General features: G+C 69.0%; 22 protein-coding genes. 6 read left to right on the top strand and 16 right to left on the bottom strand.

Translation table 11 applies throughout. The features are described 5' to 3' along the window. Positions 1-62: 62 nt before the first annotated feature. Together LZ686_RS07400 and LZ686_RS07395 are read left to right on the top strand one after the other, a co-directional pair. On the top strand, positions 63-1,646 hold the full coding sequence (locus LZ686_RS07400) for a leucyl aminopeptidase (protein WP_349547402.1): 1,584 nt from the start codon (positions 63-65) through the stop codon (positions 1,644-1,646). 132 nt (positions 1,647-1,778) lie between these two features. Beyond that, positions 1,779-2,228: a DNA polymerase III subunit chi gene (locus LZ686_RS07395; RefSeq protein WP_349547401.1), complete on the top strand. Its 450-nt coding sequence runs from the start codon at positions 1,779-1,781 to the stop codon at positions 2,226-2,228. 85 nt (positions 2,229-2,313) lie between these two features. On the opposite strand, the gene urtE is transcribed toward LZ686_RS07395, so the two are convergent. The 15 genes from urtE to LZ686_RS07320 all read right to left on the bottom strand — a co-directional run bounded on the left by urtE (position 2,314) and on the right by LZ686_RS07320 (position 15,980). Beyond that, positions 2,314-3,021: an urea ABC transporter ATP-binding subunit UrtE gene (gene urtE, locus LZ686_RS07390; protein WP_046000027.1), complete on the bottom strand. Its 708-nt coding sequence runs from the start codon at positions 3,019-3,021 to the stop codon at positions 2,314-2,316. Position 3,022: 1 nt separating this feature from the next. Further along, on the bottom strand, positions 3,023-3,763 hold the full coding sequence (gene urtD, locus LZ686_RS07385; protein ID WP_127897878.1) for an urea ABC transporter ATP-binding protein UrtD: 741 nt from the start codon (positions 3,761-3,763) through the stop codon (positions 3,023-3,025). Beyond that, positions 3,760-4,935, bottom strand: coding sequence for an urea ABC transporter permease subunit UrtC (gene urtC, locus LZ686_RS07380; protein WP_304614290.1), 1,176 nt, complete (start codon positions 4,933-4,935; stop codon positions 3,760-3,762). Before urtC ends, urtD begins: the two co-directional genes overlap by 4 nt. Positions 4,936-4,938: 3 nt before the next feature. Continuing rightward, a complete protein-coding gene (urtB, locus tag LZ686_RS07375; RefSeq protein ID WP_502921989.1) occupies positions 4,939-6,858 on the bottom strand; it encodes an urea ABC transporter permease subunit UrtB in 1,920 nt (639 codons plus the stop codon). Positions 6,859-6,912: 54 nt separating this feature from the next. Next, a complete protein-coding gene (gene urtA, locus LZ686_RS07370; protein WP_349547493.1) occupies positions 6,913-8,172 on the bottom strand; it encodes an urea ABC transporter substrate-binding protein in 1,260 nt (419 codons plus the stop codon). 216 nt (positions 8,173-8,388) lie between these two features. Next, a complete protein-coding gene (gene ureG / locus LZ686_RS07365; RefSeq protein ID WP_304614291.1) occupies positions 8,389-9,012 on the bottom strand; it encodes an urease accessory protein UreG in 624 nt (207 codons plus the stop codon). After that, complete coding sequence (locus LZ686_RS07360; RefSeq protein WP_349547400.1) at positions 9,009-9,650, bottom strand: urease accessory protein UreF; 642 nt, start codon at positions 9,648-9,650, stop codon at positions 9,009-9,011. The genes ureG and LZ686_RS07360 overlap by 4 nt, the downstream gene beginning before the upstream one ends. Beyond that, positions 9,637-10,188 carry an urease accessory protein UreE gene (locus LZ686_RS07355; RefSeq protein ID WP_349547399.1) on the bottom strand — a complete coding sequence of 184 codons (552 nt, stop codon included), beginning with the start codon at positions 10,186-10,188 and terminating at the stop codon, positions 9,637-9,639. Before LZ686_RS07355 ends, LZ686_RS07360 begins: the two co-directional genes overlap by 14 nt. Positions 10,189-10,204: 16 nt before the next feature. Further along, positions 10,205-11,890: an urease subunit alpha gene (ureC, locus tag LZ686_RS07350; RefSeq protein ID WP_349547398.1), complete on the bottom strand. Its 1,686-nt coding sequence runs from the start codon at positions 11,888-11,890 to the stop codon at positions 10,205-10,207. Next, positions 11,887-12,192, bottom strand: coding sequence for an urease subunit beta (locus LZ686_RS07345; protein ID WP_045981756.1), 306 nt, complete (start codon positions 12,190-12,192; stop codon positions 11,887-11,889). The genes ureC and LZ686_RS07345 overlap by 4 nt, the downstream gene beginning before the upstream one ends. A 1-nt stretch (position 12,193) precedes the next feature. Then, positions 12,194-12,751 carry a HupE/UreJ family protein gene (locus LZ686_RS07340; protein WP_349547397.1) on the bottom strand — a complete coding sequence of 186 codons (558 nt, stop codon included), beginning with the start codon at positions 12,749-12,751 and terminating at the stop codon, positions 12,194-12,196. Positions 12,752-12,759: 8 nt separating this feature from the next. Next, positions 12,760-13,074, bottom strand: coding sequence for an urease subunit gamma (locus LZ686_RS07335; RefSeq protein WP_349547396.1), 315 nt, complete (start codon positions 13,072-13,074; stop codon positions 12,760-12,762). Between the two features lie 2 nt (positions 13,075-13,076). Next, positions 13,077-13,892 (bottom strand): urease accessory protein UreD, encoded by an 816-nt coding sequence (locus LZ686_RS07330; protein ID WP_349547395.1) that lies wholly within the window; start codon positions 13,890-13,892, stop codon positions 13,077-13,079. Between the two features lie 125 nt (positions 13,893-14,017). Continuing rightward, positions 14,018-14,782 (bottom strand): GNAT family N-acetyltransferase, encoded by a 765-nt coding sequence (locus LZ686_RS07325; RefSeq protein WP_046000337.1) that lies wholly within the window; start codon positions 14,780-14,782, stop codon positions 14,018-14,020. A 118-nt stretch (positions 14,783-14,900) separates the two neighbouring features. Then, the gene (locus LZ686_RS07320; RefSeq protein ID WP_273744401.1) at positions 14,901-15,980 is read right to left on the bottom strand and encodes an AI-2E family transporter; all 1,080 of its coding nucleotides are present in this window, start codon (positions 15,978-15,980) and stop codon (positions 14,901-14,903) included. 153 nt (positions 15,981-16,133) lie between these two features. Here LZ686_RS07320 and ndk point away from each other — a divergent pair, with 153 nt between their 5' ends. The 4 genes from ndk to LZ686_RS07300 all read left to right on the top strand — a co-directional run bounded on the left by ndk (position 16,134) and on the right by LZ686_RS07300 (position 18,798). After that, a complete protein-coding gene (gene ndk, locus LZ686_RS07315; RefSeq protein WP_045981761.1) occupies positions 16,134-16,556 on the top strand; it encodes a nucleoside-diphosphate kinase in 423 nt (140 codons plus the stop codon). Positions 16,557-16,666: 110 nt separating this feature from the next. Then, the gene (fabD, locus tag LZ686_RS07310) at positions 16,667-17,593 is read left to right on the top strand and encodes an ACP S-malonyltransferase (RefSeq protein WP_139598494.1); all 927 of its coding nucleotides are present in this window, start codon (positions 16,667-16,669) and stop codon (positions 17,591-17,593) included. A gap of 63 nt (positions 17,594-17,656) precedes the next feature. Then, positions 17,657-18,394 (top strand): 3-oxoacyl-ACP reductase FabG, encoded by a 738-nt coding sequence (fabG, locus tag LZ686_RS07305; RefSeq protein WP_045981763.1) that lies wholly within the window; start codon positions 17,657-17,659, stop codon positions 18,392-18,394. Positions 18,395-18,564: 170 nt separating this feature from the next. Continuing rightward, the gene (locus tag LZ686_RS07300) at positions 18,565-18,798 is read left to right on the top strand and encodes an acyl carrier protein (RefSeq protein WP_042251881.1); all 234 of its coding nucleotides are present in this window, start codon (positions 18,565-18,567) and stop codon (positions 18,796-18,798) included. An 85-nt stretch (positions 18,799-18,883) separates the two neighbouring features. On the opposite strand, the gene LZ686_RS07295 is transcribed toward LZ686_RS07300, so the two are convergent. Beyond that, on the bottom strand, positions 18,884-19,702 hold the full coding sequence (locus LZ686_RS07295) for a sulfotransferase family protein (protein WP_045981788.1): 819 nt from the start codon (positions 19,700-19,702) through the stop codon (positions 18,884-18,886). Positions 19,703-19,827: the final 125 nt, after the last annotated feature.

Raw genomic sequence — 19,827 nt, 5'->3', positions numbered from 1 at the left:
TCTGGAAAAGGGCCGGGCGGGGGTCTAGGGTCGGCGCAACCAGACGTGAGGACCGTTTTGCAATGACCCAACCTGTCGAAATCAACTTCACCGAGGTCGCGCTGGACAAGCTGGCCGATCACCAGGGCCGCGTGGCCCTGATCATGACCGACGCGTCCAAGCTGCCGGGCAAGCTGCCCCGCGTGATCCGCGACGCCGCGACACGCGCGTTGGCCTCCAAGGCGGGCCGCGCGCTCAAGCCCGGTCAGGCGCTGGAGCTGGCCTTTCCCGCGGGCATGGCCGCCGACGCGCTGATCCTGGTCATGCTGCCCAATTCCGCCACCCAGGCCGAGGCACGCCGCGCGGGGGCCGCCCTGGGCGCCAAGCTGGGCACCGGGCACACGCTGGTTCTGGCGGGCAGCCACAAGCAGGCCGGACAGATCGCGTTCGGGCTGGCGCTGCGCGGCTATGATTTCTCGGTCTACAAGACCAAGCCCGCGACGCCGGACGCCGCCCCGGCCCAGGCCGAGGGGCTGATCCCCGAACAGCAGGCCGGACAGGACGACGCCGTCCTGGGCGATGCGCAGGCGACCGAGGCCCCCGACAGCGCCGATGCGCCCATCGGCGACAAGGCCCGCGTCACCGTGATGGTCAAGGACCCCGAGGCATTGGCGAAATCCGCCCAGGACGCCGCCGCGGTGGCCGAGGGCGTGTTCTTCACCCGCGACCTGGTCAACGAACCCGCCAACGTCCTGACCACCACCGATTTCGCCGACCGCCTGCTGGCCATGCAGGAGATCGGCCTGGACGTCGAGGTCCTGGACGAGGACCAGCTGGCCAAGCTGGGCATGCGCGCCCTGCTGGCCGTGGGCCAGGGCAGCGAATCGCCCTCCAAGGTCGTGGTGATGCGCTGGAACGGCGGCGGCGACGAGGCGCCGCTGGCGCTGGTCGGCAAGGGCGTCGTCTTCGACACCGGCGGCATCTCGATCAAGCCGGGCGCCGGCATGGAGGAGATGACCATGGACATGGGCGGCGCGGGCGTCGTCGCGGGCACCATGCGCGCCCTGGCGCTGCGCCGCGCCAAGGCCAATGTCGTGGGCCTGGTCGGCCTGGTCGAGAACATGCCCGACGGGCGCGCCTATCGTCCCGGCGACATCCTGAAGTCGATGAAGGGCGACACGATCGAGGTCGTGAACACCGACGCCGAGGGCCGCCTGGTGCTGGCCGACGTCCTCTGGTACGCGCAGGAAACCTATCGCCCCCGTGCCATGATCGACCTGGCGACCCTGACCGGTGCGGTCATCATCGCGCTTGGCCATGACAATGCGGGCGTCTTCTCGAACGACGACATGCTGGCGGGCCAGATCCTGTCGGCCGCCAAGTCGGAGGGAGAGGGCGCATGGCGCCTGCCCCTGGGCGCGGCCTATGACGGGCTGATCAACTGCCGCCTGGCGGACATGAAGAACTCGGGCGGGCGCGCGGCGGGCTCGATCACCGCGGCGCAGTTCCTGCAGCGCTTCGTCAAGGAGGGCCAGCCCTGGGCGCATATCGACATCGCGGGCGTGGCCCTGCCGCCGGGTGGCACCGACCTGGCGCCCAAGGGCGCGTCGGGCTGGGGCGTGATGACGCTGGATCGCCTGGTGCGCGACGGCTTCGAGGACGCGTGAGCCCCGCGACGTCTGCGGTGCACGTCTCGTGCACCGCCTGCGCACGCCCCGGACGCCCGCGATCGTCGGCGTCCGGGGCGACGGCACCCCTTGCCGGCGGGCGTGCCGCCATCGCCGGGGTGCTGCGCTGACATGGGCAAGGCGCTGTTCTATCACCTGACCCGGTCCCCGGCCGAGGCGCTGCTGCCGGTCCTGCTGACCAAGGCTCTGTCCGCGGGTTGGCGGGTCGAACTGTCGGCCCCCGACCCGGATCGTCTGGACCGGCTGGACCAGCAGCTGTGGCTGGGCGACGGCTTCCTGCCGCATGGCCTGTCCGGCGGCCCCCATGACGCGCGACAGCCGATCCTGCTGACCCTGCCCGATCAGCCCGCCGCCAACGACCCGTCCTGCCTGATGGCGCTGGACGGCGCCCCGGTTGCGCCCGATCGCGCGCAGGCCGTGCAGCGGACCTGCATCCTGTTCGACGGGGGCGACGCGCAGGCGCTGGAACGCGCCCGCGCACAATGGCGCGAGCTGACCGCCGCGGGCGTCGAGGCAGAATACTGGTCCGAAGAATCGGGCAAGTGGGAACGCAAGCGCTAGGGCAGGACGGTCATGTCCGTGTGCTGGCCTTCCGGGGGGTCAGGGGGGCTGGCAGCCCCCCTGCCACCGTCCGCGACGACGTCCTTCAGGCGCTGGCATGTCCCGCCAGGCGGGCGTGCAGGTCCGACCGCGCCAGATCGGATTTCGGCCCCTGCAGCACCGCGCGCCCGCGTTCCATGACTAGGAACCGGTCGCCCAGATCCCAGGCAAAGTCAAAGAACTGCTCGACCAGCACGATCGCCATGTCGCCCCGGTCGCGCAGCCCGGCGATCACCCGCCCGATCTGGGCGATGATGTTTGGCTGGATCCCCTCGGTCGGCTCGTCCAGCAGCAGCACGCGGGGTCTGGTGATCAGCGCGCGGGCGATGGCAAGCTGCTGCTGCTGGCCGCCCGACAGATCGCCGCCCCTCCGATGCGCCATTTCGGCCAGCACCGGAAAGCTGTCGAAGATCGCATCCGGGATGCGCCTGTCGCCGCGGGGCAGGCAGGCGAACCCGGTCTCAAGGTTCTCGCGCACCGTCAGCATCGGAAAGATCGCCCGCCCCTGCGGGACATAGCCCACGCCCATCCGCGCCATCCGCTGCGCCGACAGCCGGCCCAGGGGCTTGCCGTCCCAGGTGATGTCCCCGCCAGACCGGGGGTGCCTGCCGGCCAGCAGGTTCATCAGGCTGGTCTTGCCCACGCCGTTGTTGCCCATCACGCAGGTGACCTCTCCGGGGCGCGCCACCAGGTCGATCCCGTGCAGGATCTGGCTGCCGCCGTAATGCAGGGTCAGGTTCTTGGCCTCGATCATCTCATCGCCCCAGATAGACGTCGATGACGTCGGGATTGCGGGTCACGTGGTCCAGGCTGCCCTCGGCCAGCACGGACCCCTGGTGCAGCACGGTCACCTTGCAGTTCAGGCGGCGCACGAAATCCATGTCGTGTTCGACCACCACCACGGCACGCGTTTCCGCCAGCCGGCACAGCAGCGTCGTGGTCTGTTCGCGTTCCGCCAGGGTCATGCCGGCCGCGGGTTCGTCGACAAGCAGCAGCCGCGGGTCGGATGCCAGCAGCATCCCGATTTCCAGCCACTGCTTCTGGCCGTGGCTCAGCTCTCCGGCCGGGCGGGACAGCTGGTCGGCCAGCCCGACCTCGGTGGCCAGCTCGCTCACGCGGTCCCGCGACGCAGCCGTGGGCCGCCAGCCCAGCACCGCGAACGGGCTGCGGTCGGCCTTCAGCGCCATCACCAGGTTGTCGGCGACCGACTGGTCCTCGAACACGGTGGGGCGCTGGAACTTGCGACCGATCCCCTCGCGGGCGATCTGCGCCTCGGAGAGCTTCAGCAGCGATTTCGAAGTGGCCCCCCACAGCACCTCGCCCGTGTCGGGGCGCGTCTTGCCGGTCACGATGTCCATGAACGTCGTCTTGCCCGCGCCGTTCGGCCCGATCACCGCGCGCAGCTCGGCCGCGTTGATGGAAAAGGACAGGTTGTTGATCGCCTTGAACCCGTCGAAGGACTTGCTGATCCCGCTGACCTCCAGAAGCGCGCTCATGCCCGGTCTCCCTTGCGGCTGAACAGGTCGAACACCCCGGCGATGCCCTTGGGCGCGAACAGCGTGACCAGCACGAAGGACAGGCCCAGCAGCACCTGCCACCAGTCGACCCAGTTGACCACGTATCCCGGCAGGTGGATCGACGGTGCCCGCCCGCCGGTGAACCAGCTGGACAGAAGCGACACGACCACCGCGCCGATGACCGCGCCGTACAGCCGTCCGCGCCCGCCGATCGCCACCCAGACCGCCAGATAGATCGAGGCGATGGGCATCATTTCGGCCGGGTTGATGATCCCGGCTTGGGGATAGTACAGCGCCCCGGCGATGGCGGTGATCATCGCGGCCAAGGTGAAGACGACCAGCTTGAACCCCTCGACCGGATAGCCCAGGAAACGCACCCGCGTCTCGTCGTCGCGGATGGCGCGGGTGACGCTGCCGAACTTGCCGCTGACCAGCCAGGCGGCCAGGGCATAGAACAGCGCCAGCGCCGCGGCCGAGGCCCACAGGAACCACACCGACAGGGTCGCCTGGCCCACATGGTCCAGCCCCGGCAGGTTCTGCAGGCCCGACAACCCGTTGTTGCCCCGGAACCCGCTGTCGTTCTGGAACAGCCACAGCGCCAGGGCCAGCGTCATCGCCTGAGTCAGGATCGACAGATAGACGCCGTTGACGCGGCTGCGGAAGGCCAGCCAGCCGAAGACCAGCGCCAGAAGCCCCGGCACCGCCACGACCAGCAGCAGCTGCAGCCACAGCGAATGCGCAAAGGACCAGACCAGCGGCAGGTCGGACGACCCGACCACGCCGAAGATCTGGTTGGTGACCGCGTCGCGGACCTCCTGCGGGGTGGGGGGGATGGGCGATTGCGCCAGCTGCGGCGCGACGATGGCTTCGGTGCGCGCATACATCAGCCATTGCCCGATCATGTAGCCGCCAAGCGCGAAGAACGCCATCTGGCCCAGGGACAGGATGCCCAGGTATCCCCAGACCAGGTCCATCGCGACCGCCGCCAGCGCCAGGCACAGCGTCATGCCCAGGATCTTGACCGTCGATGTCGGCAGCGCGCCGGTGCCATAGGCCTGGCTGGTCAGCGTGACGGCCAGTGTCAGCACCGCCAGCACGGCCAGCATCGCCAGGACCGAGGGGTTCCTCAGGATAAAGGGGGTTCGGGTCATGTCTTACGCCTCGGCCGCGCGACCGCGCTGCGGGATGATCCCGCGCGGCCGGAACTGGATGAAGATGATGATGAACAGGATCATGAAGGTCTGGGCGGCCAGCGTGTTGGCGGGGTTCATGAACTCGATCACCTTGGACAGTCCGCCGATCAGGGTGGCCCCCGCCAGCGTGCCCCAGATGTTGCCCACGCCGCCCACGACCACGGTCATGAAGCTTTGAACGATGTATTGCTGGCCGATTTCCGACGTGACCTGCGCGAACAGACCGATCGCCACGCCCGCGATCCCCGCGATGCCGGATCCCAGACCGAAGGTCATCATGGCGATGCGGTCGGGGTTGATGCCCATGGATGCCGCCATGCCGGGGTTCTGGGTGACCGCGCGGACCTCAAGGCCCAACCGGGTGCGCTTCATGATGAACAGGAACAGCCCCAGAAACAGCAGTGCCAGCACGAAGATCGCCACCCGGATCGCGCTGATGCCGATGACGTCGTTCACGGTGATCGACCCCTCCAGCCAGGCGGGCGCGGTCAGGGGACGGGCCTGGGTGCCGAAGATGTTCTTGGCCAGCTGCTGCAACGCGATGGACACGCCGAAGGTCGCCAGCAGCGTCTCCAGCGGGCGGTTGGCCAGGTGCCGGATCACCAGACGGTACAGAACCACCCCCGCCAGCGCGGTCACCGCGAAGGCCAGGGGCAGCGCCACCACCAGCGACAGCGTGCGGTCCGCGATGACGGTCTGGACCGTGTAGGCGGTATAGGCGCCCATCATGATGAATTCGCCATGCGCCATGTTGATGACCCGCATGACGCCGAAGGTGACCGCCAGCCCGATGGCCGCCAGGAAATAGATGGATGCCAGCGACAGCGCGTCCAGCCCCAGGTCGATACCGGTCATCGCGCCAAGGCGCACCTGGGCGCGGATCTGGGCGGCCTTGGCCGCGTCCGTCACGGCGGGGTCGGGTTCGGCATAGACCTCGAAGAAGCGGCTGGCATCCAGAGCGGCCTGAATTTCGGTTTCCGTCGCGGCGGGGGGAACGGCACCTGCCGCCTCCAGCGCCTGATAGGCACGGTCGCGGGCGGCCTGGTCGGACAGCTGGTCGACGGGCACGCCCGCCACCGCCCCGTCGATGATGTTGGCGGCCAGCGCCGCGCGCTGATCGGCACCCGACAAGGGCGGCTGCAGCAGGTCCTGCTGGACCAGCTGGGCCAGGGCCGCCTCGCGCGACAGGCCCGCATCGCCGGGGGTCAGTTCGCGCGCGACATTGGCGCCGGGCGGCGTGTCGGGAGCCACCACCGCGCGGGTCACCAGAAGCGGGTTCAGCGCGGCGCGGAAATCCAGGCCGACGTCGCCCGCCATCTCCTCGATCGCGGCGACGCGGGCGGCGCTGTCGGGGTCGTGCTGGATGGTCAGCAGGCGTTCCAGCCGCGCCTTGCGCGCCGCCAGCACCGGGTCGGGATCGTCCAAGGCCGCCCGCAGCAGCGGCAGCTGGTCGGGTGCCGCGCCGCGTTCCAGCGACTGCAGCGCGGCCGCCCGCCGCGCGGGGTCGGGGTCGCTCAGCGCGCCCGCGGCCAGCGCCGCCTCGATCACGCCGCGCACGCCGGAATTGGGGCGCAGCATGCGCGGATCGGCCCCCGCGACCGCATCGCCGGTCACAGCGTCCGTGGCCGTGTCGTCGTCCATGATCAGAACCTGGCCGGTTTCCGTCAGGCCCAGGCTGCGGTCGGCCCAGGCCTGCAGCATCGCCAGGCCCTCGGGGCCGGTCGCCGCGATCTGGTCGACCAGCGGCCCGACCGTCTGGCGCGAGGGGCGTTCGATCTGGTCCAGGTTCGCGTCGATGACGGCCTGCAGGGCCGGGTTGGCCTGGGCCGACCACGGCAGGATCAGCGCAAGCGCGCAGGCAAGAAGACGATGGCGGATCACGGGGGCTTCCTTCGCACGAAGGGCCGGGCGGCGCGGGGCCGCCCGACCGTCACGTCAGTAGTTCGACTGGACCTGGACGCAGCTGTCCGTTTCCGTGTTGAACATGCCGCAGTCCTTGCCCGGCCAGTCGGCGTCCAGCACCGCCGATTCCGGCAGGAAGTCGGTCCAGGCATCGCCCGGCACGGGGTCGGTCTGGCTGACGATGTCGAACTGGCCGTCCTCGCGGATCTCTCCGATCAGGACGGGCTTGGTGATGTGGTGGTTGGGCAGGACGGTGGCCGTGCCGCCGGTCAGGTTCGGCACCTCGACGCCGACGATCGCGTCAAGAACCGGGTCCACCTCGGTGGTGCCCGCAGCCTCGACCGCAGCGACCCAGGCGTTGAAGCCGATGACGGTGGCCTCCATCGGGTCGTTGGTCACGCGGTCCGCATCGCCGGTGAAGGCCTTCCACTCCTCGATGAAGGCGGTGTTCGCGTCCGATTCGGCGGTCTGGAAATAGTTCCAGGCCGCCAGGTGGCCGACCAGGTTGGCGGTATCCAGGCCCGACAGCTCCTCCTCGCCCACGGAAAATGCCATGACCGGGATGTCGTCCGCCGACACGCCCGCCGCCGCCAACTCCTTGTAGAAGCCCACATTCGCGTCGCCGTTGATGGTGGACACGACGCCGACCTTCTTGCCGCCCGCGCCAAGCGCCACGACATCGGCCACGATCTTGGACCAGTCGGAATGCCCGAAGGGGGTGTAGTTGACGAAGATGTCCTCGGGTGCGGTGCCGTTATCCTTCAGATAGGCGTCCAGGATGTTGTTCGTGGTGCGCGGATAGACATAGTCGGTGCCCAAGAGCGCCCAGCTTTCCACGCCCAGCTCGTCGCGCATGTAGTCGACGGCGGGGATCGCCTGCTGGTTCGGGGCGGCGCCGGTATAGATCACGTTCTTGGACGATTCCTCGCCCTCGTACTGGACGGGATAGAACAGAAGGCCATTCAGCTCCTCGATCACAGGCAGGACCGACTTGCGGCTGACGCTGGTCCAGCAGCCGAAGATCGCGTCCACGTCGCTGACGGTCAGCAACTCGCGCGCCTTTTCGGCGAACAGCGGCCAGTCGGATGCCGGATCGACGACCACCGCCTCCAGCGGGCGGCCCAGCACGCCGCCCTTGGCGTTCTGCTGTTCGACCAGCATCAGGACGGTGTCCTTCAGCGTGGTCTCCGAGATCGCCATGGTGCCCGACAGCGAATGCAGCACGCCGATCTTGATCGGCTCGCCCTCCTGGGCATGGGCGGCGTGGGCCAGCGTCAGGGCGCTGGTCAGCATCAGGATCTTGGTCAGCTTGGTCATCGTTACCCTTTTCCCCCCGGCGCGTCGGCCGGTGTCCCTGTTGTCCTTGGGAAGGCGCGCGGCCTTCGCATGTGCAGAAAGAGGGGAAAATCGGGCAGTTGGACAGGATTTCAGCAGTCCCTGCGCGCCCCGCGCAGGCAGTGGCGCGGACTTCGGCAGTGGGCGGGGCAAATGCCCGCCCGCCGGGCAAAGTTACGCCGCGCGCGGCGTCAGGCCGCCCTGTTCGACCAGGAAATCGACGATCTGCTGCACGCCGCGGCCGTGACGCAGCTGGGCCATGACCACGGGACGGGGTCCCCGTGCCTCATGTGCATCCTTTTCCAGCAGTGCGGCATCGACGCCGACATGCGGGGCCAGGTCTGTCTTGTTCACCACCAAGAGGTCGGACCGCGCAAGGCCCGGGCCGCGCTTGCGGGGAATGTCCTGCCCCGCGGCCGTGTCGATTACATAGATCGTCAGGTCGGCCAGTTCCGGGCTGAAGGTCGCGGCCAGGTTGTCGCCACCCGATTCGATCAGGATCAGCTCCAGATCCGGGAAGGCCGCGTTCAGATCGGCGATGGCGGCGAGGTTGATGCTGGCATCCTCGCGGATGGCGGTGTGGGGGCAGCCGCCGGTTTCCACGCCGCGGATGCGTTCGACAGGCAGGACCTGGGCGCGCATCAGTGCCTCCGCATCCTCGCGGGTATAGATGTCGTTGGTGACGACGGCCATCGACAGGCGCGGCGCCAGCGCGCGGGCCAGCTGTTCGGTCAGCGTCGTCTTGCCGGCGCCGACGGGACCGCCGATGCCGACGCGGAGAGGGCCGTTATTGCTCATGAGCGGAAGATCCTTGTGGTCATGGTTTCGTGGGCCATCGCGGTGATGTCGGCGCCCCAGGTGGCGCTGGTCAGATCGTCGGGCGTGGCCGTGACGGCGCAGGCGGCGCGGTCCAGAATGCGCGGCTGCAGCGCGGCCAGTATCCGCTGTCCCTCGACCGGGCCCAGGGGCAGGAACCGCACCGCCGCGCTGATCAGCGCCGCCGCCTGCGCCTGCAGGAAGGCCGCGATGATCTCTGCCGGAGGCAGGGGCAGGGCGGCGCAGGCGCGGCCCATGGCGACGGGCAGGGCCACGGGCGGCTGCGGCGACCCGGTCAGCGCGGCCATGTTGGCGGCGAAGGCCGCGCCCTGCTCAGCGGTCTCGGCCAGGCGCTGGCTGCTCATGCAGGCCGCGCCGGCCAGGTCGTCCAGGTCGGCATGGTCGGCATCAGGCCGCAGGGCCAGCGACAGCAGCACCGCATCGGACCAGCCCGCGCCGTGATCCAGCCAATCGGCCAGCCATTGCGGCAGTGTCGCGCGCGTTACCCAGCCCACGTCCATCGCGTATTCCAAGCCCTGCGACCAAGCAAAGCCGCCCACCGGAAAGGCGGGCGACAGCAGTTGCGACAGCTGCAGGCGGGCGGCCTCAGGCGTGGTCATGCGCGTGGCTGTGGCTCTCGGCATGCGCATGGGAGTGGCTGTGGCTTTCCGCGTGGGAATGCGTGTGTTCGCCCGCGCCATGGGGATGGTGCGTGGCGGGACCGTGATCGTGGCCGAAGGTGCGGCCATGGCCATAAGCGCCGCCTTCGGGACGGAAGGGCATGTCCTTGCGGCACATGTCCGCGCCCAGCTGCTTCAGCATGGCCTCCAGCACGTGATCCTGGCGGATGACCAGGCGGTCGGCCTCGATCCGGCAGGGGGTGTGGCGGTTGCCGATGTGCCAGGCCAGCCGGGGCAGGTTGCCGCGGATGACCAGCACCGGTTCCGGCGCGGCGCGCACGACGACCTGGCGGCCGTCGGACAGCTCGAACGCGTCGCCGTCGTCCAGGCTGGTGACCTCGGGCAGGTCGACCATGAAGTCGCCCCCCTCGCAGGACAGCCGCTTGCGGCGCAGCAGGCGGCCTTCATAGTCCAGGCTGACCTCGGCGTCGAAGGGCGCGGGGGCGTTGCGGATGATGGAATGTGCGGTTGCGATCATGGTGGGGTCCTCCCTCTCAGAAGAGGAAATAGCGCTGTGCCAGCGGCAGTTCCGTCGCGGGCTCGCAGGTTAACAATTGTCCATCGGCCCGGACCTCGTAGGTCTCGGGATCGACCTCGATTGCGGGCATGGCGTCGTTCATCGCCATGTCGCGCTTGCCGATGTCGCGGGTGTTCTCGACCGCGATCAGGGTTTTGGACAGCGCCTCTCCGGCCCCGGCCTCCAGACCGGCACGCGACAGGAACAGCGCCGAAGCGCGGCGGTTGTGCCCCCACATGGGTCGTGAAAAGATCGGCTGCACCGGGATCGAGCCGTTCGGGTCGCCCATCTGCGCCACGCTGATCTGCCCGCCGACCAGCACCATCTCGGGTTTGGCCGCAAAGAAGGCGGGCGACCACAGGACCAGATCGGCGCGCTTGCCCGGGGTGATCGACCCGATATGGGCGCTGACCCCATGCGCGATGGCCGGGTTGATCGTGTATTTGGCGATGTATCGCCGGGCGCGGATGTTGTCGTTCTGGCCCTGTTCGTCAGGAAGGCGTCCGCGCTGCTGGCGCATCTTGGACGCGGTCTGCCAGGTGCGGATGATCACCTCTCCGATCCGGCCCATCGCCTGGCTGTCGGATGAGATTACCGAAAACGCGCCTAGATCGTGCAGGATATCCTCGGCCGCGATGGTCTCCTTGCGGATGCGGGATTCGGCAAAGGCCACGTCCTCGGGCACTCGGCGATCCAGGTGGTGACACACCATCAGCATGTCCAGATGCTCCTCCACCGTGTTGGCGGTATAGGGGCGCGTGGGGTTGGTCGATGACGGCAGCACGTTCGCCATGCCGACCATGCGGATGATGTCGGGGGCGTGCCCGCCGCCCGCGCCTTCGGTGTGATAGGCGTGGATGGTGCGTCCGCCGATGGCGGCCATCGTGTCCTCGACAAAGCCCGATTCGTTCAGCGTGTCGGTGTGGATCATCACCTGCACGTCCATCGTGTCGGCGACGCTCAGGCAGGTGTCGATGGCCTTGGGCGTGGTGCCCCAATCCTCGTGCAGCTTCAGCGCGCAGGCGCCCGCGCGGATCTGCTCCTCCAGCGGCGCCGTGATCGACGCATTCCCCTTGCCCGCGATGCCGATGTTGACCGGCAGGTCGGCGCAGGCCTCCAGCATGCGGGCGATGTGCCAGGGGCCCGGCGTGCAGGTCGTGGCCAGCGTGCCATGCGCGGGCCCGGTGCCGCCGCCCAGAAGCGTCGTGACGCCCGAATGCAGCGCATGGTCCACCTGCTGCGGGCAGATGTAGTGAATGTGGCAGTCAAAGCCGCCGGGGGTCAGGATGCGTCCTTCGCCCGCAATGATCTCGGTGCCGGGGCCGATGATCAGGGTCACGCCGGGCTGGGTGTCGGGGTTGCCGGCCTTGCCGATGCCCGCGATCATGCCGTCGCGGATGCCCACGTCCGCCTTGACGATGCCCTGGTGGTCAAAGACCACGACGCCGGTGATGACCGTGTCCATCGCGCCGCCCGCGCGGGTGATCTGGCTTTGGCCCATGCCGTCGCGGACGACCTTGCCGCCGCCGAACTTGACCTCCTCTCCGGGGATGGTCAGGTCGCGTTCGACCTCGATGATGATTTCCGTGTCCGCCAACCGGATGCGGTCGCCTTTCGTGGGGCCGTAAAGCGCCGCGTAATCGGCGCGGGACAGGGTGGTCACAGCGCACCCCCGATCTGACCGCGAAAGCCGTGCACGATGCGGTCGCCGGCATAGCCCACCAGCGTGACTTGACGCGACTGGCCCGGCTCGAACCGCACGGCGGTGCCTGCGGGGATGGCCAGCCGCATGCCGCGCGCCGCCGCGCGGTCAAAGTCCAGCGCGGCGTTGGTTTCCGCGAAATGGTAATGGCTGCCGACCTGGATGGGCCGGTCGCCGGTATTGGCGATCATCAGCGTGATCGTCGCGCGTCCGTCGTTCAGCGCGATGGTGCCCTCGGCGGGCAGGATCTCACCCGGAATCATGTCATGCCACCGTCAGCGCCAAGCCCGCCAGCGCGGTGCCGCCGCCCAGCACGCGCAGCTCCAGCCCCCGCGACAGCAGGCGGCCAAAGGCGATGCCGCCCAGATGCAGCGCCATGGTGGCCAGCGCAAAGCCCGCCGCATAGAGGGGCAGGCCGGTCGCCGGACCCTCGGCCCCATGCGCCCAGCCATGGGCCGCGCCGAAGACCGCGACCATCGGGACCAGCGCCGCCATCGGCAGGCGCGCGGCCATCGCAACCAGCACGCCCAGGATCACGACCGAGGCCAGGATCATCGGCTCGACCGCGGGGAACCCCATGCCGCCCGCGCCCATCGCGCCGCCCGCCAGCATCGCGCCCACGAAGGTCATGGGCAGCGCCCAGACCGCGCGCCCGCCCAGCTGCGCGGCCAGCAGGCCAAGCGCCACCATCGCCAGCAGGTGATCGGCCCCGCCGACCGGATGGGCCAACCCGTGCATGAACTGCGCCTCATCGTGGACATGGCCGGGATGGGCCAGCGCGGCCGAGGGCAGCAGGATGGCGGCAAGCGTCAGGCGTTTCATCAGGGCGTTCATTCTGCGGCCTCGCGGATGGGGTGGTGGACGGTGACCAGCTTGGTCCCGTCGGGAAAGGTCGCCTCGACCTGGACGGATTCGATCATGGCGGGGATGCCGGGCATGCACTGACCTGCCGTGATCACGTGGGCGCCCGCCTGCATCAGGTCGGCGACGGATCGTCCGTCGCGCGCGCCCTCGACCACGAAATCGGTGATCAGGGCGATCGCCTCGGGGTGGTTCAGCTTGACGCCGCGCGACAGGCGGCCGCGTGCCACCATGGCGGCCACCGAGACCAGCAGTTTCTCGCGTTCGCGGGGGGAAAGGTTCATCGTCAGACCTGCCAGATGCGGGGAAGGGGATCGGGGCGCAGGACGCGCAGCAGTCGGTTGATCTGCCGCCGCAGGGGCCAACCATCGGCGGCCAGCAGGCGGATGACCAGGCGGCCGGGGGGCGCGCTGGCGGCGGCCGTCACGCCGGGCTCGTCCAGAACGGCGCGGGCGGCGACCAAGCGGTCGGGCGCGTCATCCGCGATCATCGCCAGCGTGGCCAGCGCCGCGGCACCCGCGGTCAGGGCCGGGCCGCTCAGGCGGGCCAGCGCGTCATCGTCCAGCCCCAGCGCATCGTGGTGGATCACCCGGCCCGCGCGGCGCACCACGCGGCGGTCGCGCAGATGCAGCCGCGTCGGGCGTTCGCCCATGGCCAGGCGGCCCAGGACCAGCATCTCCAGCAGCAGGCAGCCCGCGCCGGGGGCCAGATCGACGGTCGTGTCCCGCTCCAGCCGAGCGTCGTCATAAAGGATCGTCTCCTGCGGCAGCCAGTCCAGCCAGCCGCCGGCCCCGACCGTCACCACGACGGAGGCCCGCGCAGGCGCGCCCGTCGCGCGATAGGCGCGTTCTGCGGTCTGGGTCGTGGCCAGGGCGCGCGTACCCGCCCGCAGATCGACACCAAAGGACAGCCCGTCGCCCGATGCCAACCCGCCCGCGGTGTTCAGGAACACGATCTCGGGCAGGCCCGCGGTCATGCGGGGCAGCATCGCCTTGGCCGACCCGCGTTGGGCCAGGTCGATCAGGCCGCGCGGCCCCATGACCACATGCGCCGCCCCGTGGCTGCGCTGCATGCGGATGGATGGGGCACCGGTGTCGAGCATGGGGGCAAGGGGCGCCGGACATCGGGCAAGGTCAATCACCGCCCCCGGCCATCCTGCACCCGCCAAGGGCAGATCGCCCGCATGTGCCCACGGTTTGGGCAGCGTGCCCGTTTTCGGGGCGGATGTCAGGCGGGCTGCTGGGCCAGCGCGTGCAGCAGGCGGCGGCGGGCGGGAGGGATGGCGCGGATCTCGACCCCGGTGAAGACATGCATGGTCATCAGCGCCGGATCGACGACGGCATGGTCGCTGACCCAGCCCCCCATTGCCAGATAGCTGCGCAGCAAGGGCGGCATCGTCTCTGCCGCGCGGCGGGGGTCGGGCTGGCGCAGGCGCAGGGCGCGGGCAAAGCGGAACACGGTCGGCGCCTTGACGCGCGGCCACCAGCGGCGTGGCGCCAGGTGGCGGTCCTTGAGCATGGCAAAGGCCTCGGCATGGGTCTCGGGGTCGAGGCCGCTGAAGCTGGAACAGCCGAACAGCATCTCGACCCCGGTCTCCTCGATAAAACGGGTCAGCGCGCCCCAGGCCAGGCGGATCACGTCCGGGTCGTGGCAGTCGGGATGCAGGCAGAACCGCCCCATCTCGACCATCGGACCGTCGAATCGGCCAAGCGCGGCCAGATCGTAGAACTGCGCCGAATAGCTGCGCGCGATCTGGGAACCGTCGGCCAGTGGCAGAAATCGGAAGCTGCAGACCAGCCGGTCGTCCCGCAGATCGTGGATCAGCATGTGGCGGCAGTCGTCGTCCAGATGGTCCGCGTCCAGTGACTGTCCGTCGTCGGACCGGCCCGTGCGCGCGACGAAGGCCAACCAGCGCAGCCGCTGTGATTCGCGCAGATCGCCCGGCGTTTCGGCTAGGCGGGCACGATAGCGGCCCTTGCAGAACGGTTGCATCGCGCGACCCCCGGTCAATGTCACCCGCAGCATAGGCCGATCATGTGTCGAAATCACGACCGGGCGTGCATCCGCGCACGTAAAAGTTGCATGCCCTGCCGCGCGATGCGGCAGGGGTTCAGTCCATGCGGTCGCCCAGCACGTCCTCGACATAGATGCGGCGGACCAGATGCATGACCACGATCAGCAGCGGCGTGGCCAGGATCACCGCGACCAGCCCGAACAGTGCACCGACCGCGACGATGGCCAGCACGGTCAGGGCCGGGGGCAGCTGGACCGCGTATTTCTGGATCATCGGCATCAGCACCTCGCCCTCGAAGACCTGGATGACGGTGAACAGCAGCGCGACGTAGATGGCCGTATCCAGCCCCTGCGGCGCCGCCACGACCACCGCGATCGCGCCCGAGAAGAACGGCCCGATGATCGGAACGATGTTGGTCAGGCCCGCAATCACCGCCAGGATGAAGGCCAGCGGCACGTCCAGCAGGTAAAGGCCGATCCCGGCCAGCACGGCGACGATGCCCATGTCCAGCGCTTGGCCCGCCATCCAGCGGCCCAGCTGTTCGCCCAGCTCGTCCATGATCTGCGCCGCCCGCGCGCGGCGGGGCAGGGACACCAGGCGCAGGGCGCCGCCGCGATACAGGTCCGCCTCCATCGCGATGTAGAGCGACAGGATCAGCAGCAGGAAGGCCGAGGACAGGCTGCCCAGGACCGAATTCAGGCCGCCCAGGACCATGCCGAACACGTCGGGCAGGCGCTGCGCCAGCTGCATGGCGTTGTCCTCTCCGGCGGCGGCCTCTCCGCGCTGGATCACCGTGTCGGCGACGGGCCACGATGACGCCCAGTCCTGGATGGCCTGCCACGAGCCGGGCAGGGCATCGGCCAGCTGACCGAACTGGTCCCCGACGGACGGTCCGGCCAGCCGCACCAGCAGGGCCAGCACCGCGACCACCCCCAGCAGCACGACCAGCACGCCCAGCTTGACGTTCAGGCCCAGAAGCCGGTTCAGCCCCCGTGCGCCGGCGCGCAGCGCGATGGCGATCAGGATCGCCGCAAAGGACATCAGCAGCAGGTTCGACCAGAACCAGGACGCCGCCAGCAGCACGGCCAGCGCCAGCGTGGCCACGATGGTGCCGGTGGTCAGGGATCGCCGGGCCGTCGGCGGGGCGGGCGCGGGGGCCGGGGAAAGCTGCGTCATGGGGTCTCCTGCAGGGTGCACGGGGACAAGGCGCCGATGCCGCCGGGGGTTCCGCCCTGCGCGCGCGCCTTGCCGGGGGCGGACAAGCCTGCTAACCGGGCGCGGATTTCCTTTCATGCGGGCCCGGCCCGCGCATCAGACAAGGTGAAGACCATGGCCATCGAACGCACCCTCTCGATCATCAAGCCCGACGCGACCCGCCGCAACCTGACCGGCAAGATCGCCGCCAAGTTCGAGGAGGCCGGCCTGCGGATCGTCGCGTCCAAGCGCATCCACCTGTCGCCCGCCCAGGCCGGCAAGTTCTACGAGGTCCACAAGGACCGTCCCTTCTATGGCGAGCTGGTCGAGTTCATGGCCTCCGAGCCGGTCGTCGTGCAGGTCCTGGAAGGCGAGAACGCCATTGCCAAGAACCGCGAAGTGATGGGCGCCACCAACCCGGCCAACGCCGACGAGGGCACCATCCGCAAGGAATTCGCGCTGTCCATGGGCGAGAACTCGGTCCACGGTTCGGACGCCGCCGACACCGCCAAGGAAGAGATCGCATTCTTCTTCTCGGGCCTGGAACTGGTCGGCTGATCGGGTCCACCGACCCTGACGTTTGAAAAGGGGCCCCCGGTGGCCCCTTTTTCTTTGCGCCGCCAACGGCTATGCCCATCTGCAACGCAATGATCACAGGGGGGACCGCCATGCGGGCATTCGTGTTTCCGGGGCAAGGCGCCCAGACCATCGGCATGGGCCGCGAACTGGCCGAGGCCTATCCGGCGGCGCGCGCCGTCTTCGACGAGGTGGACGAGGCCCTGGGCGAGAGCCTGTCCGCGCTGATCTGGGAGGGGGACGCCGACACGTTGACCCTGACGCAGAACGCCCAGCCCGCGCTGATGGCCACGTCGATCGCGGCGTTCCGCGCGATGGAGGCCGAGGGCCTGACCATCGCGAATGCCGATTTCGTCGCGGGCCATTCACTGGGCGAGTATTCGGCGCTGTGCGCGGCCGGGTCGCTGACGCTGGCCGACACCGCGCATCTGCTGCGCCTGCGCGGTCAGGCCATGCAGGAGGCCGTGCCGGTGGGCGTCGGCGCGATGGCGGCGATCCTGGGCCTGGACTTCGAGACCGTCGACCGTATCTGCCGCGAGATCGGGGGCGACGAGGTCGTGCAGGCCGCCAATGACAACGACCCTGCGCAGGTCGTGATCTCGGGGCACAAGGGGGCCGTCGAGGCTGCGGCCGAGGCGATGAAGGCCGCGGGTGCCAAGCGGGCGCTGATGCTGCCGGTGTCGGCGCCGTTCCATTCGGTGCTAATGCAGCCCGCCGCGGCGGTCATGGCCGATGCGCTGGCGGGCGTGGACATCCAGCCCCCCGCAGTGCCGCTGATCGCCAACGTGCGCGCCGAGGCCGTGACCGAGCCCGGCGCCATCCGCCGCCTGCTGGTCGAGCAGGTGACCGGGACCGTGCGCTGGCGCGAGTCGATCGCCACGATGGCCGAGGGCGGCGTCACCGAGTTCTGGGAGATCGGCGCGGGCAAGGCCCTGTCGGGAATGATCAAGCGGATCGCCAAGGACGTGACGGTGCGCAACGTGGGCACTCCTGCCGATGTGGCGGCGCTGAAGGGCTGACCGGCGGACCGGGGCGCCGCCCCGGACCCCGGGGGTATTTGGACAAAGAAGAAGAGGCTTGGGATGTTCGATCTGACGGGAAAGACCGCGCTGGTGACGGGCGCGTCGGGCGGGATCGGCGGCGCGATCGCCGAGGCGCTGCATGGGGCGGGGGCCACGGTGGCGCTGTCCGGGACGCGCGAGGCGCCGCTGCGCGCGCTGGCCGACCGACTGGGCGAGCGGGCGCATGTCGTGACCGCGAACCTGGGCGATGCGGAATCGGTCCTGGCGCTGCCGAAGGCCGCGGCCGAGGCGATGGGGTCGATCGACATCCTAGTCAACAATGCCGGAATCACGCGCGACAACCTGTTCATGCGCATGTCGGATGACGAATGGGCGCAGGTGCTGGACGTGAACCTGACCAGCACCTTCAAGCTGTCGCGCGCGGTGCTGCGCGGCATGATGAAGGCGCGGTGGGGGCGGATCGTCAACATCACCTCGGTCGTGGGGGCCACGGGCAATCCGGGGCAGGGCAACTATGCCGCCGCCAAGGCGGGCGTGGTCGGCATGTCGAAATCGCTGGCCTACGAGGTCGCCAGCCGCGGGATCACGGTGAACTGCGTGGCGCCCGGTTTCATCGAGACGCCGATGACCGAAAAGCTGACCGACGACCAGAAGGGCAAGATCCTGACCCAGATCCCCGCCGGCCGCATGGGCAGCGCCGAGGAGATCGCCGCCGCGGTCCTGTACCTGTCCAGCCCCGAGGCCAGCTATGTCACCGGGGCCACGCTGCACGTCAATGGCGGCATGGCGATGGTCTGACCCGGCGTCCGCGGCCGGGATTGCGCGCACGAAACCGTGCGAAATCGGTTGCATGAGGGTTCATGGGTGCTATATCCCCGCCTTTAGCAGCAGGGGAACCGCCCTGTGCTGAACCGGACCGCGTGTCCGTGCAAAACTTGGGCGGATGCCCGCGAGAATGAGGATATGACATGAGCGATATCGCTGATCGCGTGAAGAAGATCGTGGTCGAGCATCTGGGTGTCGACGAGGACAAGGTGGTCGAATCCGCTTCGTTCATCGACGACCTGGGTGCCGACAGCCTCGACACCGTCGAGCTAGTCATGGCGTTCGAGGAAGAGTTCGGGATCGAGATCCCCGACGATGCCGCCGAAACCATCCAGACCGTCGGCGACGCGGTGACCTTCATCAAGGGCGCGGTCTGATCCACGCTTTTGGCCGCGCCCCGGTGCGGCAGGATTTGCGGCGCCCCCGAAAGGGAGGCGCCGTTTTTCATGGCCGGGTGGGGGATCAGCGGCCGAGCTTGGCGTGCACCTCGTCCAGGTCGACCTCGCCCAGGGGCATCTTGTTGTCCGGATCGTCGAAGTCGTAGCGGAACAGCCGGAAGTCGTCCTTGTAGATCTCCCAGATCAGGTGCCGCGACAGGTCGTCGAAATAGTCGCTGACCTTGTGCGCGCGCTTGGGGCCGTGGCCTTCGGATTCGTTGAACCGGGGCACCTGGTCCAGGTCGATCGCGACCTTGGTGTCGGCGGCGGCCAGCACCTTTGCCATGCCCTCGTTGAACGCCTCGGTGAAGAAGATCTGGTCGTAGCGCCCGCCGTTCACGATGAAGGTCGAGATGTGGCCCGACATGGCCGACCAGTGGATGTCGGGCTCCATCGGCTTGCGGAACCGGACGGTGTCGCGCGCGAACAGCAGAAAGCGGCGGAAACTGGCGATCTGGTCGAATTCGAAGCCGTTGTCGGGGCTGCCCACGTCGATGCCGTAACGCTGCACCAGCTGCGGGACCAGGTTGCCGCGATAGCGGCGGCCGTTGCGCTGGATGCCCGCGATCTTGTCGAAGAACGACGACAGCAGCCGGGCATAGGGGTTGCGCACGCAGGTGAAGGTCACGCCCGAACGCGCCCGGACCGCCCGTTCGATCGGATCGTGGCTGTGGTCCTGGGCCCATTTGTGCAGCCCGTCGGTCGAATCGTGGATGTCCCCGTCGAAGAAGCGGCCATGGTCGGAATGGAACATGATCTGGCCGATCGTCGAGCAGGCGCATTTCGGCACCACCCGATAGATCAGGCTTTCGCTTTCCGTCATCCAGACACCGGGGAAACCCATCGTGACATCCACTTCGCTTGCGATCAACGGGTCAGAGGCCCTGGCGTCGGGCCGTCCTGCTTGTCCCACCGACAAAAAAGGTTACACATTCAAACCAAAACCCGCAGACATATTCAACGCCTTAC

The sequence above is a fragment of the Paracoccus sp. NFXS7 genome (genome assembly GCF_040148865.1).
Classification (GTDB): domain Bacteria; phylum Pseudomonadota; class Alphaproteobacteria; order Rhodobacterales; family Rhodobacteraceae; genus Paracoccus; species Paracoccus marcusii.
Note: the sequence above shows the minus strand (reverse complement) of the source record. Positions and strands in the feature narration are given on the sequence as shown.

Excerpts from the sequence above, each read along its gene's own strand:
- LZ686_RS07400 (WP_349547402.1), top strand. The coding sequence starts at position 63 with ATGACCCAACCTGTCGAAATCAACTTCACCGAGGTCGCGCTGGACAAG.
- LZ686_RS07395 (WP_349547401.1), top strand. The coding sequence starts at position 1,779 with ATGGGCAAGGCGCTGTTCTATCACCTGACCCGGTCCCCGGCCGAGGCG.
- urtE (WP_046000027.1), bottom strand. The coding sequence starts at position 3,021 with ATGATCGAGGCCAAGAACCTGACCCTGCATTACGGCGGCAGCCAGATC.
- urtD (WP_127897878.1), bottom strand. The coding sequence starts at position 3,763 with ATGAGCGCGCTTCTGGAGGTCAGCGGGATCAGCAAGTCCTTCGACGGG.
- urtC (WP_304614290.1), bottom strand. The coding sequence starts at position 4,935 with ATGACCCGAACCCCCTTTATCCTGAGGAACCCCTCGGTCCTGGCGATG.
- urtA (WP_349547493.1), bottom strand. The coding sequence starts at position 8,172 with ATGCTGACCAGCGCCCTGACGCTGGCCCACGCCGCCCATGCCCAGGAG.
- ureG (WP_304614291.1), bottom strand. The coding sequence starts at position 9,012 with ATGAGCAATAACGGCCCTCTCCGCGTCGGCATCGGCGGTCCCGTCGGC.
- LZ686_RS07360 (WP_349547400.1), bottom strand. The coding sequence starts at position 9,650 with ATGACCACGCCTGAGGCCGCCCGCCTGCAGCTGTCGCAACTGCTGTCG.
- LZ686_RS07355 (WP_349547399.1), bottom strand. The coding sequence starts at position 10,188 with ATGATCGCAACCGCACATTCCATCATCCGCAACGCCCCCGCGCCCTTC.
- LZ686_RS07345 (WP_045981756.1), bottom strand. The coding sequence starts at position 12,192 with ATGATTCCGGGTGAGATCCTGCCCGCCGAGGGCACCATCGCGCTGAAC.
- LZ686_RS07340 (WP_349547397.1), bottom strand. The coding sequence starts at position 12,751 with ATGAAACGCCTGACGCTTGCCGCCATCCTGCTGCCCTCGGCCGCGCTG.
- LZ686_RS07335 (WP_349547396.1), bottom strand. The coding sequence starts at position 13,074 with ATGAACCTTTCCCCCCGCGAACGCGAGAAACTGCTGGTCTCGGTGGCC.
- LZ686_RS07330 (WP_349547395.1), bottom strand. The coding sequence starts at position 13,892 with ATGCTCGACACCGGTGCCCCATCCATCCGCATGCAGCGCAGCCACGGG.
- LZ686_RS07325 (WP_046000337.1), bottom strand. The coding sequence starts at position 14,782 with ATGCAACCGTTCTGCAAGGGCCGCTATCGTGCCCGCCTAGCCGAAACG.
- LZ686_RS07320 (WP_273744401.1), bottom strand. The coding sequence starts at position 15,980 with ATGACGCAGCTTTCCCCGGCCCCCGCGCCCGCCCCGCCGACGGCCCGG.
- ndk (WP_045981761.1), top strand. The coding sequence starts at position 16,134 with ATGGCCATCGAACGCACCCTCTCGATCATCAAGCCCGACGCGACCCGC.
- fabD (WP_139598494.1), top strand. The coding sequence starts at position 16,667 with ATGCGGGCATTCGTGTTTCCGGGGCAAGGCGCCCAGACCATCGGCATG.
- fabG (WP_045981763.1), top strand. The coding sequence starts at position 17,657 with ATGTTCGATCTGACGGGAAAGACCGCGCTGGTGACGGGCGCGTCGGGC.
- LZ686_RS07300 (WP_042251881.1), top strand. The coding sequence starts at position 18,565 with ATGAGCGATATCGCTGATCGCGTGAAGAAGATCGTGGTCGAGCATCTG.
- LZ686_RS07295 (WP_045981788.1), bottom strand. The coding sequence starts at position 19,702 with ATGGGTTTCCCCGGTGTCTGGATGACGGAAAGCGAAAGCCTGATCTAT.